The sequence below is a fragment of the Hyphomonas sp. genome, from assembly GCF_041689225.1.
Classification (GTDB): Bacteria; Pseudomonadota; Alphaproteobacteria; order Caulobacterales; family Hyphomonadaceae; genus Hyphomonas.
The window spans coordinates 1-13,196 of sequence record NZ_JBDNGN010000133.1; the positions used below are offsets into that span (position 1 = coordinate 1).

A 13,196-nucleotide genomic window follows, 5' to 3' on the forward strand; every position below is an offset into this window, starting at 1 on the left:
CCCCTTATCCAGCCCATACCGTACCTGCGCTATACTGCGCCGCATGAGCCATCCGCCCGATATTATCCATCACGGCTTCGAACAGGCGCGTTATGCCCTGTCGGCGGTGATCAACATGACCGATGCCCACCTGCGGCCGCTCACCCTGCCAGCGGTTCGCCCGCGGACCGGCTTCACCCCTGCCACCCCCACGCCGCTCCCCGAGGGCACCGAACTCGTCACCTTCCCGGCCCGGTGCCCGCCGCCCCCTTCCTCGCCCGCGTCAGCGCCCTCTACAAGGTGATCGAGGCGCCGGACCTCTATGCCAAACGCCTCGCGCGCAGCCTTGCCCGCCAGCGTAAACGCGGAGACCCCAGGCCCGTCGCCCTACCTATGGCATCGGCCTATCGCCTGCGCCCCGAACTTGGGCATGATCGCCGCGGCCCTGCCGGGCCTGCTCTCCACTGCGCTGGAAAAGTGGGATAATTCAAGCTGAATCCCCACCTCAATCAGACAGGTTTACCGGGCACCGGGAGGTGTTTCCGGGCAAGGGCGCTTGCCCCAGCGATATGCCTTGCCAGCCTTTCACCCGCCCCCTACCCCTTTCGGCATGGCAAAAGACATTTCCACCGGCTACGAGCCGCTCAGTTCCATCGATGCAGTCACCGCAGGACTCGCCACCGTTGGTTATATTTCCACGCGCGAGATTTCGACGGCGGTGTTCCTGGCCCATGGCCTGCGCAAGCCGATCCTGATCGAAGGCCCGGCCGGCGTCGGCAAGACCGATCTGGCCCAGTCGCTCGCCAAATGGCTCAGCCTCCCGGTCCTGCGCCTGCAATGCTATGAAGGCCTCGACGAGGGCAAGGCGCTGTATGAATGGAAATACGGCAAGCAGCTGCTCTACACACAGATTCTCAAGGAGAAACTGAACGAGCTGATCGGCTCGGCGGACAATCTCTCCACCTCGCTCGGCAAGCTCGCCTCCTTCGAAGACCTCTTCTTCTCCGAGCAATTCCTCGAATCGCGTCCCCTGCTGACCGCGATGCAGCAACCGGCCGGCTCGGTCCTGCTGATTGACGAGATCGACAAGTCGGACGAGGAGTTCGAGGCTTTCCTCCTTGAAGTCCTGTCGGAATACCAGGTCACCGTGCCCGAGATCGGCACGATCCGCGCCAATGTCCCGCCGCTGGTGATCTTGACCTCGAACAATGTCCGCGAGCTCGGCGACGCCCTCAAGCGCCGCTGCCTGCACCTCCATATCGGTTTCCCCGATGCGGCCCGCGAACGCATGATCGTCCAGGCCCGCGTGCCGGGTGTATCCGAAATCCTGCTGAAACAGCTGGTCAGCTTTGTTCAGGGCGTGCGCGAAGCCGACGTCAAGAAACGCCCGTCCATCTCGGAAACCGTCGACTGGGCCCGGACGCTTCTGCTGATGCACACAACGGCGCTCGACGAAGAATTCGTGCGCACCACGCTCAATGTCCTGCTCAAACACGAGAGCGACATTGCCGCCGTTTCCAAGGAAGTCCCCCGACTCGTTCGCGAGGCCACGGGACCGGACAAGGCCGGACGCACCGCCTCCGGCTATCCTGAACTCGGGTAGCGGAGAATGGAGCGCACGCTCACCAATTTCATCCGGGCGCTGCGCTCTTCCGAAGTGCGTGTCTCCACCGGCGAAGCCCTCGACGCGACCCGCGCTGTCGCCCTGATCGGCTATGGCGACCGGTCCCTGCTGAAGGATTCCCTCGGCTGTGTCCTGGCCAAGTCGGATCAGGAGAAACAGGTCCACGATCGCCTGTTTGACCTCTACTTTGCCCATTCGGAATCGCAGGCAGACAACGCGGCGAGTGCAACAGGGAATGAGGCAGAAGACGGTGCCTTCCAGCCGCCTCCGGAGGACCTTGTTGAACTGCTCCAGTCAGGTGACGAGTCCGCTATCTCGACCGCCATGGAGCGCGCCGCCGAAGCCGCCGGGATCGACGATATCCGTTTCTCCACCCAGGTCGCCTATTATGCCCAGCAGATCATCAAGCAGATGGGCGGCGAAGGCCTGCAGCAACGCCTGCTCGAAGCCCTTCAGGGCCGCGAGCCCAGCGACGAGGCCGAGGCGCAGGACCTCATCGACATCCGCCGTGACCTGACCATGCGGGCCCGCGAACGGGCCGAGCGCGCCTTCGACGTCTTCGGCGCCGGTGAAACCCAGAAATTCCGCGACGACTTCGCCGCCGAGAAGCGCCTCAATGCGCTCGACCGGTATGACATGGAGCGCATGAAGGGCCTGATCGCCAAGATCGCCAAACGCCTCGCCGTCAAGCACTCCCGCCGCCGCAAGAAGCGCAATCGCGGCCAGCTCGACGTGCGCCGCACGATGCGCGCCAATGCCGGCCTCGACGGCGTGCCGTTCAATGTCATCTGGCGCCAGAAGAAGAAGGACCGCCCCAAGATCGTGGCGATCTGTGATGTCTCCGGCTCGGTCGCCCAATATGTCCGCTTTCTCCTGCTCCTGCTCTATTCGCTCGCAGACGCGGTGCCGGACATTCACGCCTTCGCCTTCTCCCACCGCCTGAAGCCTGTCGACGACATCCTTGCCGACAATGAGTTCGAAGCGGCGATGGCCAAGATCATCCGCGAACTCGGCATGGGCTCCACCGATTACGGCCAGGCTTGGTCGGACCTCAAGGTCGGGCATGAAAGCATCATCGACCGGCGCACCACGGTGATCGTCCTCGGCGATGGCCGGTCAAACTATGGCGACCCGCGCGCCGACCTGTTCCGCGACTTTGCTCAGCGGGCGAAAAGCATGATCTGGCTCAACCCTGAAGGCCGCTCGCAATGGGGCACCGGCGACAGCGCCATTCCGCGCTACCTGCCCTTCTGCACACAGATGAGCCACGTCGCGACACTGAAGGATCTGGAGCGCGCCGTCGATGAAGTGCTCAGCGCCTATGGGTGAGCTACGCCCAGAACGTTGATCTGCACGAACGTGGCCATGTTGATGGCAACAGTCATCCAGAACAGGTAGCGGAACGTGCCCTTGCGCGTCTTGTGGCGGAAAATTTCCTGCGCCGCGATCGCGCCGGGCCAGCCGCCGACCAGGCCGAGCAGCAGCAGGACCGTTTCCGATATCCGCCAGTTCTTCTGGATCGCCGCATTCTTGTCGATCCAGTAGCCAATGAGGCAGCCGAAGCTCGCGACGCCATAAATGATGTACCAGTTCGTCGAAACGGGAATGATGCTGGCGACGGACGCGACAATCCCGATAAATGCCGCGATCACCAGGAACGGTGGCAGATGACGCAAATACGATAAGACAGGCCGCTTCTCCACCGCGACGGGTTCGATGATCGGCACGGCATTTTGAGCCCGCTCGCGACCGGTCGGATCAAGGACGGCATCGAAAGCATAGGCTTGGCCGATATCGAGCCGTTTATCGGCCTTCGGCAGGTTCTTGATATGCAGGAACACGTTCGGCCCGCCATCATCTGGTGCGAGGAAACCGAATCCTCGGTCCGCGTACCATTCAACAAGCCGGCCTTCACGTCGCATCGTCAGTTCCGTTTCCTTGTTCCACAGCAGCGGCAAGGGCGGCGCTGAGGAAGCGATCAATGTCACCGTCGAGTACACCCTGAGTGTCTGAGGTTTCAACCTCCGTGCGCAGGTCCTTCACCATCTGATAGGGTTGCAGCACATACGAACGGATTTGGTGACCAAAGCCGATGGCGCTCTTGGAGGCGTTCGCATCGGACGCCGCATCCCGGCGTTTCTGCAATTCCTGTTCATAGAGTTTCGAGCGCAGCATGCGCCAGGCTTGGTCGCGGTTCTGGTGCTGCGATCGGGAGACCTGGCAGGCCACGACGATACCGCTCGGCCCGTGCGTCAATCGCACGGCGCTGTCGGTCTTGTTGATGTGCTGGCCGCCAGCGCCAGAGGCGCGATAAGTATCGGTGCGCACATCGGATGGATTGATCTCGATCTCGATCGTATCGTCGATCACGGGCGAGACACTGACCGAGGCAAAGCTCGTATGCCGCCGCGCCGAACTGTCGAACGGCGAGATGCGCACAAGCCGGTGTACGCCCTGCTCCGATTTCAGCCAGCCATAGGCATTCTCGCCCTTGATCTGGATCGTGGCCGACTTGATGCCCGCCTCTTCGCCCTCGCGTTCGTCGAGTTGCTCGACCTGCATGCCGTGCGCATCTGCCCACCGCATGTACATGCGCCTGAGGATGTTGGCCCAGTCCTGGCTCTCAGTGCCGCCTTCGCCTGCATTGATCTGGACGAACGTATCGTTGGCATCCACTTCACCGGACAGCAGCGCGGCAAGCTCGGCCTTTTCGGCGCGTTCGGCCGCTTTCGACAAGGTGCGTTCAATATCTGCGATCATCGACGCATCGCCGTCGGCGAGTTCCAGCAATTCCTCCGCGTCCTCTGCTTCCTTGCTCAGCGCCTCGACCATCGCGATGCCATCGGCAAGGCGCTGGCGTTCGCGCATCATGGCTTGTGCGCCCTGCGGATCGTCCCAGAAGTCCGGACGCTCGGAAAGGCTGGTCAGCTCATCAAGGCGTTTTGTGGCAGTATCCCAGTCAAAGACGCCTCCGTAGCAGGTCGGACGACTGGCGAATCTGGTCGATAAGGGATTTTATTTCAGCGGACATGTGAACAAGCCTTGTTGGGCGCAATTGCGAAAATGGAACAGCAGGGGCCGGGATAGCCGAGCAACTCCCTGCGGTCAAAAGCCTGGTCAGAAAATACCGTCGAGATTGTCGTCGGCAGACTTTTCAGGCGCCTGGCGCGGTTGGCCATCCTCTGGGACCGGCTGTTCGCCGGTGCGCGGATCGAAGGTTCCGAACGTGCCCGAACCCGAGCCCGAATTTCCACACGCACCCGAAATCGACAGGCAGTCATCCGTGCCGTTGAAGGCCGCCATGCCGGGCTCAGTACCCGGGCGGAAGGCTTCGTCGATGATGACGGACGTGCCGGGGCCCGGCAGCTCACCCGTGCGGGCATCGATCTTCACCAGACGCACGCCGGGAGGGGTCCGGAACGGGATAGCAGGCGTGAATTCGAGGGCCTTTTCCATGAAATCAGTGAAGATTGGCGCAGCCACGGAGCCGCCGGCCTCGCCTTCACCCAGCGAGCGGTTATCGTCAAACCCGACGCGCACGCCGACCACGATGTCTGGCGAAAATCCCATGAAAACGGCGTCGCGATAATCATCGGTCGTACCGGTCTTGCCGGCAAGCGGCTTGCCGACGCGAAGGGCCCGGCGGCCTGTCCCGCGCTCGACCACGCCTTCCAGCATATGGGTGATCTGGTAGGCGATGATCGGGTCGAGCACCTGATCACGATTGTCGGGCAATTCGGGTGGGCCCTGACCGTTCCATTCCTCTGCCATGCAACCTGTGCAGGCGCGTTCGTCGTGACGGAACAGGGTACGCCCGTGACGATCCTGCACGCGGTCGAGCAGAGTCGGGGTCACCAGCCTACCGCCATTGACGAAAGCGGCATAGCCGCGCGCCAGGTTGATCAGGTAGACATCGCCCGCACCGAGGGACATGGCCGAGTATGGCGGCAGCTTGTCATAGACACCGAGACGCTCGGACAGTTCGGAGACGGCTTCCATGCCGATATCCTGAGCGACGCGCGCCGTGACCTGGTTGAGGGATTTCTCCAGCGCGATGCGCAAGGTGACCATGCCGTAGGAGCGCCCCTCGGTATAGTTGGCCGGACGCCAATAGTCGCCGGTCGAAACATCGAACGACACGAACGGCGCGTCCAGCATGCGGCTCGCCGGCGTATAACCCTTTTCAAGCGCCGCCGCATAGACGAACGGCTTGAAGCTAGAGCCTGGCTGGCGTCTCGACTGCGTGACGCGGTTATAATTGCTCTTGAAGAAGGAATAGCCGCCCTGCATCGCCAGTATCCGGCCCGTGTGCGGGTCGATCGCGATAAGTGAGCCGTCAACTGCTGGAACCTGCCGCAGCGTGGCGTTGCCGACAGGCAGGAACATGGATTGCGCGACAGGTCTGGCAATCGGGTTGCCCTCTTCATCGAGCTCGGGTGTTTCAGGGTCGGGCGCGCCTGTCTCCCTGGCATTCAGGACCTGGCGCTTCAGTTCAGCTAGAACGACATAGCCGACCTGCAGCCCTGGCTTGCCAACCTCCGGGTCGAACGTCTTGGCCCATTCTAGTTCTTCGGCAGGCAGCTTTATCTTGGCCCCGTCGGTCAACAGGAGCTCTGCGCCCTTGGAACTGATAGAGGTAATGAGGCCGGCTTCCCATGTGCCATAGCCACCGGGCAGTTCGACGGCGTTCAGCGCTTCGAGCATGCCATCGCCAATCGGCAGGGTTGCGACCGGGCCGCGATAGCCGTGGCGCCGGTCATACGCGACTAGGCCATCCTGCAGCGCCTGCTGGGCGGCCAGCTGCATGCGCGTATCAATCGTCGAACGGATCGACAAGCCGCCCTGCTCCAGCATTTCCTCACCATAGGTCTTGATCAGGTCGCGGCGCAGTTCCTGCACGAAATAGGTGGCGGCCGCGTATTCCGGGCCGCGCAGGCGTTTCGTCGTGGTCAGCGGCAAGGCGATCGCCTCATCGGCCTGTTCACGCATGATATACCCGTCCTCGACCATACGATTGAGAACGTAGTTGCGGCGAAAGAGAAGCTTTTCGGGATTGGTGTAAGGGTTTACCGCAGAGGGCGCCTTGGCGAGTGAAGCCAGCACAGCGGCTTCTGAGATGTTCAACTCAGGCAGGGACTTGTTGAAATAGTTGAGTGCCGCCGAACCGACGCCATAGGAGCGTCCGCCGAGATATATCTCGTTGAGATAGAGCTCCAGGATCTCGCCCTTCGTGAATTCTTTCTCCATGCGCTGTGCGACGATCGCTTCCTTGGCCTTGCGCTTGAGGTTCTGGTCGCGGGTCAGCAGCATGTTCTTGGCAACCTGCTGCGTGATCGTCGAACCGCCCTGCAGCCCGCCCGATCCTGTCACCTTGTTCTTGGCCGAGTTCACGGCACCGCGGGTGATGCCGACATAGTCGAGGCCGTCATGCGTGAAGAAGTTCTTGTCTTCCGCCGCCACGAAAGCGTCGATGACGTGTTTGGGGATCGACTCGTAGGGCACGAAAACGCGGTGCTCGTCGGCAAACTCGGCAATCAGCATCCCGTCGCCAGCATGAACTCGCGACGTGATAGGCGGTTCATACTGTTTGAGCTTGGAAATACTCGGCACATCCCGGCCCAGCGCGGCAAAATAAAGCCAGATCGCAATGAATCCAATAACTGCCAGAACGAAACCGGCAATGACGCTCCACTTCGCCACTGGCCAAACCCAGGTCGGAATGCGGGGTTTCTCGTAGGCATCAGCCATGTGCTCGTCCTGTTACAAGGGCCAGCGATCCCTGGCATCAAGCGCCGGAATCGCATCCGTTTCGGGCGATACTAAGGCGCGTTGGCGGCGCGTTAAAGAGCCCAGTGTCAGATGTCCTGCCGATCGACTTCGCCGTCGGTCAGCGAAACATCAGGCAGCGCTCGCTTTTCGGGCGCCGGTGCAGTCAGGCCTGAGGCGAGTTTCTCTTCCAGCTTGCGACGTTCCACAGCCGGTGGGCGATTGTCGAGGGCATATTGCCAAGCCTCACGAGCATCATCCTTGAGATCGAGGTACCAATAAATATCGCCGAGATGGTTTTCGATCTCCCAGTGGCGATGCGGCTGCAATTCCTTGCGCGACGATTCCACCAGTCGGCGCGCCGCCTTCAGGTCGCCCATCTTGAACAAGGCCCAGCCGAACGAGTCGGAAATATAGGGATCGTGCTGCGCCAGCGCCTTGGCGCGGGCGAGGATTCGGTATCCCTCATCATACTTGTCCGTATGGATGATGAGGAAATAGCCCAGCGAATTCAGCGTGTAGGGATCATTCGGTCGGGCCAGCCGCTCCGTGCGCAGCAGGATGATCGCCTCATTGACCTTGCCCGCCTTGCCCCACGCGTCAGCCAGCGCGAGACGCCGGTCATGCGTGTCGTCGAGTTCGCGGGCCTGTTCAGCGCTTGCGGCGGCTTTCGCAAAATTGCCGAACTGGCTATAGATTTCGGCAGCAAGCCCATGCGCAGCGGCCCGCTCCGCAGGCCCTTCGGCCGACGCAAGCAGATCGTCGAGCAAGTCTCCCGCGGCGGCTTCGTCATCAAGCAAGGTGCGCAACTGGAGGGCGCCATAAAGCGTTTGTAGCCGGTTTTCGTCATCTGACAGCGCGATTGCCCGGTCGATGGCAGCGCGGGCTGCATCCTCCTGTCCTGCCATGAGAAGGGCCTGACCGGCTGCTATTTCTAGCGGCGCCGTCGACTTCGGACCCAAAAGGGCGACGTGCGCGGCGGATTCGTAAAGCGCGTTTTCGTAGAAATCATCCACGATGGATGTGCGCAGGCCCTCATCTTCGGGATAGACAAGCAATGCCACCTGATCGAGCGCCGAGCGCTGGTCGTCAAACCCGTCCGGGCGCCCGCCCATCATGATCTTGCGGATGATCCGCTGCTCCTGCATGGCGCGCGACACATCGGCCAGCGACTGCGCAAAAGCTGCCCGCACGGTCAGCGGCTCATTCCTGAGGTTCTTGCCCGTCTCGAGACTGTCGAGCGCGGCGGCATAGCTGATGGCCTCTTCAGGTTCGGCATCGGCGAGGCGCTTGTAGACGGCCTTCGCTTCATCAATACGTCCCAGCCGCTGTAGCAGAAGGGCATGCCGCGAGATCACGGTTTTCACGTGTGAGTAAAGCAGCCCCTTGGGATCAAACTGGTGTTCGGGGGCCTCGATCTTCGACGGCGTCAGGGACTCGTAAACCGCCAGCGCCTGATCGGGCCGGCCAACAGCCTCCAGCATGGCAGCCAGCGACAGGTCGCCCGTCAGTCCGGGCATGCCGGAAGACGTGCCCCTATGCCTTTCGATGGCCGCATCGGTCTGGCCCTCCATTGCGAGGAACCAGGCATCAAGATAACCATATAGCCGCGACCGGCTTGTTGTCTCGTCCGCGTCATCCTGGATATCCAGGATGACGCGCGCACCTGACGTGTCGCCGGCCGCCGCGCGGTCGATCGCAAGGAATGCGTTGAACAGCGGGTTGGAGTCCCGGTCTTCCGGGTTCAGCCCCTGCGTCATCAGCAGGAACGCCGCCATGTCGCCGGCCTTCACCGCGTCGATCGGCGCCGGATAGGCCGAAATGCCGACGGGCTTTCCATTCGCGCCGATCACGGCCGTCGACCGGGCTGCCGCCGACAGACCGGCGTCATCGTATGCCGAAGCAGACGCATCGACGATCTGGGCGGGTGCAGTTGAGGCACAGCCTGCAAGCGAAAGGGCGATTGAAAGGGCAGAGGCGGCTAAGACAGGCTTGAAGCGCATGAGCGTCAGGTTTCTCCGTTTCGCATGTGCGAAGAATGAAGCAGTCCCGTGAGGCGAGAACAAGGCCCCAAATGGTAAAAGCGCGGACAGGTTGCCCTGTCCGCGCTCTTGTCACACTTATGTGTTGGCGAACCTACATGTTCGTATAGGCCGGGCCACCGCCGCCTTCGGGCACGGTCCAGTTGATGTTCTGGTTCGGATCCTTGATATCGCACGTCTTGCAGTGGATGCAGTTCTGCGCGTTGATCTGGAACTTGAGCTCGCCGCCCTCTTCGATCCACTCATAGACACCTGCCGGGCAGTAACGTGCCGAGAGGCCGGCATAGACGTCATGCTCGGACGATTTCTGCAGGGCCATGTCCTTGACGATGAGGTGAACCGGTTGGTCCTCGCCGTGGAAGGTGTTGGTGAAGGACACATTGGTCAGCTTGTCGAAGCTGAGCACGCCATCCGGCTTCGGATAGGTGATCGGCGTGTAGTCCTTGGCCGGCTTCAGAGAGGCCGCATCCGTCTTGCCGTGCTTAAGCGTGGGCAGGAAACCAAAGCCGAGTAGCGAACGCATCCACATGTCGGGCACGCCGATCATGGCGCCGATTATCGTGCCGAAGCGCGACATCAACGGCTTCATGTTGCGTACGGTCGACAGGTCCTTCTGCACCCAGCTGGCATGCATCGCATCGTCATACTCAGTCATCTCGTCGCCGGACCGGCCGGCCTTGATCGCTTCGAACGCCGCTTCAGCGCCGAGCATGCCGGTCTTCATGGCATTGTGCGTGCCCTTGATGCGCGGCAGGTTCACGAACCCGGCACAGCAGCCGATCAGCGCGCCGCCCGGGAAGCTGAGCTTCGGAATGGACTGCAGGCCGCCCGACGTGATCGCCCGGGCACCATAGGCCACGCGCTTGCCGCCTTCGAGATAGCGCTTGATGTCCGGGTGGTGCTTGTAGCGCTGGAATTCCTCGTAAGGTGCGAGGTAGGGATTCTTGTAGTTCAGGTGGACGACGTAGCCGACCGACACGAAGGGCTCGCCATTGTCGCGGAAGTGATACAGGAAGCCGCCGCCATTGCCGTCCTTGTCCTGGACCGGCCAGCCGAACGAGTGCTGCACCAGCCCGTCGACGAAAATCTCTTCCGGCACGGACCAGACTTCCTTCAGGCCGATGCCGAATTTCTGCGGATCGCAATTGGCCTGCAGGTCGTACTTGTCCATGATCTGCTTGGTCAGCGAGCCGCGCGCGCCTTCCGCGAACAGGACATATTTGCCAAGCAGTTCCATGCCGGGCTCGTAGTCGGGCTTTTTCTGGCCGTCCGCACCGATGCCCATGACGCCGGCAACAACGCCGCGCACTTCGCCGTTTTCGCCGTAGACCACGTCAGAGGCGGCAAAGCCCGGATAGATTTCCACGCCCAGCGCTTCCGCCTCGCGGCCAAGCCAGCGGCAGACATTCGCCAGCGATCCGGCATAGCAGCCATGATTGCTCATCAGCGGCGGGAAGGGCAGCCAGCCGAGTTCGGCCGAGCCGCTCTCGCCGAGCAGCTTGTAGCGGTCGATCTTGACTTCGGTCTTCAGCGGGCAGTCGCTATTGTTGCGCCAGTCGGGCAGGAGTTCGTCCAGCGCCTTAGGGTCGAGCACGATGCCCGACAGGATGTGCGCGCCGATTTCTCCGCCCTTTTCCAGTACGACGACCGACAGGTCTTCGCCAGCTTCATTGGCAACCTGTTTAAACCGGATCGCCGCCGACAGGCCGGCCGGGCCACCGCCGACGATGACCACATCATATTCCATCGACTCGCGCTGCGGGGCGTCATCGGCCATTGGTAACTCCTGATTTTGGCGTGTAGGATAACGCCGTACATTTCAAACACTAAACAACTACAGCCTGTTTCAGGAAGGTCCAGAGCGTCGCAATGCCAAACCCCGCGTCAATTGAGGCCCTTCAGGCCCTGACCGACTGGTGGCAGGACATGGGCGTCGAAGTGGATTCCGCCCGGATCGAGGCGCTGATGCGGGAAATGAAGGCCTCGTCGCCCGTCCTGAAAGAGATTGGCGACGCTGTAAAAGCCGCACCCAAAACCACGTCGCGCCGTGGCCGTGGGCCCACAGACTGGGTCGCTGAAGCCACCCGGGCCGCCGCCGCGTGCGATTCGCTCGAAACGCTCAAAGTCGCCATCGAGGCGTTCGAGGGCTGCCCGCTGAAAGCCGCAGGCGAACACACAGTTGTTTATGACGGCGTCCCGGGCGCCGACCTGATGGTCATTGGTGAGGGCCCCGGCGCCGAAGAGGACCGTCAAGGCCTGCCCTTTGTCGGCAAGGCGGGGCAATTGCTCGACCGGATGCTGGCAGCCATCGGACGCTCACGCGCCGAGAACACCTTCATCACCAACGTGAATTACTGGCGCCCGCCCGGTAACCGGAGCCCGGACGTCGAAGAGCTGGACGTCTGCCGCCCCTTCGTCGACCGGATGGTCGAACTGGGAAAACCGAAACTGATCATCGCGGCGGGCGGCGTGCCGGCCAAGGCTCTCCTGGACGGCTCCGACGGCATCATGAAGATACGCGGGACAGAGCACGTCTTCACCACGCCCGGCGGTGCCACTGTGCCGCTGATCCCGATCCTGCACCCGGCCTACCTGCTCCGCCGCCCCCAGGACAAGAGCCGCGCGTGGCGCGATCTCCTGCTGGTGGAGCAGCGACTCAGCGAACTCGCCTGACTTATTCCTCCAGTTCGGCCTCGACCTTCTTGTCGACGAGGCTGCGTTCGTTCTTCTTGCGCGTGTCGAACGTGGCGGCGATCTCGCCCGACGAATCCGCCCCCAGAACCTTGCGCGCCGTTTCGAAGATTTCGTTTTCTTCTTCGTCGATATGGTGCTCGTAGCGTTCGCGCATCGTCTTAAACCGCGCCAGCCAGCCCGGCGAACTGAAGTCCATGCCTTCGATGTCCTGGATCATCTCGTCGAGTTCGTGGTGCTCGGAGACCGAGTGCCGCGCCTTGGGCTGGCCCTTCGACGCCTCCATGAGCGGCGCATAAAACGCCTCTTCTTCCGCAGCCGCATGCGCGCCGACATCATAGTAGAAACTGATCCACAGTTTACGCCGGTCGCTGCTGTCGCCGGACATATCGGCAAGATTGGCCAAAAGCTCGCGGTGGGTGTCGTGGTCTGACTTCAGGCGGTCATAGATGGTCGTCATGTGTGGGTTCCTTGTGCAAGTCGGATTGCAGATGGAACGCGGCTGCCCCAAGAGAGTTCCTGAGATCACAAGCGCCTGCTAGGGAATTTCCATGCCCGCTCCTCTCTCGATCATTATTCCCACACTGAACGCGGCGGCCGACCTGCCACTATGCCTCGAAAGCCTGATGCCGGGCCTCGAGGCCGGCCTCATACGCGAGGTGATCGTGACGGACGGCTTCTCCGAGGATGAGACCGCCGCCATCGCCGAAGCCTCGGGTGCGACCTTCCTTGCCTCCGCCAAGGGCCGCGGACGCCAGCTGGTCGCCGGGGCCGAGGCCGCGCGCGGTGACTGGTTCCTGTTCCTGCATGCCGACACGGCGCTCTCGCGCGAATGGGCCGAACGCGTCGCAGACCATATCCGCGACCGGCCGGGCAAGGCGGGTGTCTTCCGTCTCAAATACCGCTCAGACGACAAGGGCGCGCGCTGGCTCGAAACCCGCGCCAATCGCCGGGCCCGCTGGCTCGGGCTGCCCTATGGCGACCAGGGCCTGCTGATCTCCCGGAAACTCTATGACCAGGTTGGTGGATACCCGGACGTGCGCCTGATGGAAGACGTCATGATCGTGCGCGCTGTCGGCAAGGACAACCTGACC

11 protein-coding genes are annotated in these 13,196 nt (G+C 62.1%); 5 read left to right on the forward strand and 6 right to left on the reverse strand.

All coding sequences use genetic code 11. The features are described 5' to 3' along the window. From ACESNB_RS13675 to ACESNB_RS13685, 3 genes are all read left to right on the forward strand, one after another. A partial coding sequence (locus ACESNB_RS13675; protein WP_373008235.1) for a hypothetical protein occupies nt 1-283 on the forward strand: 283 nt, incomplete at its 5' end. Nucleotides 284-589: 306 nt separating this feature from the next. Continuing rightward, on the forward strand, nt 590-1,582 hold the full coding sequence (locus tag ACESNB_RS13680; RefSeq protein WP_373008255.1) for an AAA family ATPase: 993 nt from the start codon (nt 590-592) through the stop codon (nt 1,580-1,582). 6 nt (nt 1,583-1,588) lie between these two features. Then, on the forward strand, nt 1,589-2,932 hold the full coding sequence (locus ACESNB_RS13685) for a VWA domain-containing protein (RefSeq protein WP_373008237.1): 1,344 nt from the start codon (nt 1,589-1,591) through the stop codon (nt 2,930-2,932). On the opposite strand, the gene ACESNB_RS13690 is transcribed toward ACESNB_RS13685, so the two are convergent. The 5 genes from ACESNB_RS13690 to ACESNB_RS13710 all read right to left on the reverse strand — a co-directional run bounded on the left by ACESNB_RS13690 (nt 2,923) and on the right by ACESNB_RS13710 (nt 11,188). Next, entirely contained in the window at nt 2,923-3,525 is a 603-nt protein-coding gene (locus ACESNB_RS13690) for a DUF1294 domain-containing protein (protein WP_373008239.1), read from the reverse strand. The genes ACESNB_RS13685 and ACESNB_RS13690 overlap by 10 nt on opposite strands. Further along, nucleotides 3,515-4,634, reverse strand: a protein-coding gene (prfB, locus tag ACESNB_RS13695; RefSeq protein WP_373008241.1) for a peptide chain release factor 2 whose coding sequence is annotated in 2 segments (ribosomal slippage) — nt 3,515-4,564 and nt 4,566-4,634 — 1,119 coding nt in all. Because the reading frame shifts where the segments join, the coding sequence is not laid out codon by codon here. The genes ACESNB_RS13690 and prfB overlap by 11 nt, the downstream gene beginning before the upstream one ends. A gap of 86 nt (nt 4,635-4,720) precedes the next feature. After that, on the reverse strand, nt 4,721-7,351 hold the full coding sequence (locus ACESNB_RS13700) for a penicillin-binding protein 1A (RefSeq protein WP_373008243.1): 2,631 nt from the start codon (nt 7,349-7,351) through the stop codon (nt 4,721-4,723). 107 nt (nt 7,352-7,458) lie between these two features. Next, nucleotides 7,459-9,372, reverse strand: a complete 1,914-nt coding sequence (locus ACESNB_RS13705; RefSeq protein ID WP_373008245.1) for a tetratricopeptide repeat protein — start codon at nt 9,370-9,372, stop codon at nt 7,459-7,461. A 133-nt stretch (nt 9,373-9,505) separates the two neighbouring features. Next, on the reverse strand, nt 9,506-11,188 hold the full coding sequence (locus tag ACESNB_RS13710; RefSeq protein WP_373008247.1) for an electron transfer flavoprotein-ubiquinone oxidoreductase: 1,683 nt from the start codon (nt 11,186-11,188) through the stop codon (nt 9,506-9,508). 92 nt (nt 11,189-11,280) lie between these two features. On the opposite strand from ACESNB_RS13710, the gene ACESNB_RS13715 reads away from it, so the two are divergent. After that, nucleotides 11,281-12,084: a uracil-DNA glycosylase family protein gene (locus ACESNB_RS13715; protein WP_373008249.1), complete on the forward strand. Its 804-nt coding sequence runs from the start codon at nt 11,281-11,283 to the stop codon at nt 12,082-12,084. A gap of 1 nt (nt 12,085) precedes the next feature. Here the strand turns inward: ACESNB_RS13715 and ACESNB_RS13720 are convergent, their stop codons facing one another. Beyond that, a complete protein-coding gene (locus ACESNB_RS13720; RefSeq protein WP_373008251.1) occupies nt 12,086-12,562 on the reverse strand; it encodes a hemerythrin domain-containing protein in 477 nt (158 codons plus the stop codon). Nucleotides 12,563-12,653: 91 nt separating this feature from the next. Between ACESNB_RS13720 and ACESNB_RS13725 the strand changes: the two genes are divergently transcribed. Further along, nucleotides 12,654-13,196: glycosyltransferase (locus ACESNB_RS13725; RefSeq protein WP_373008253.1), on the forward strand; the 543-nt coding region annotated here is incomplete at its 3' end.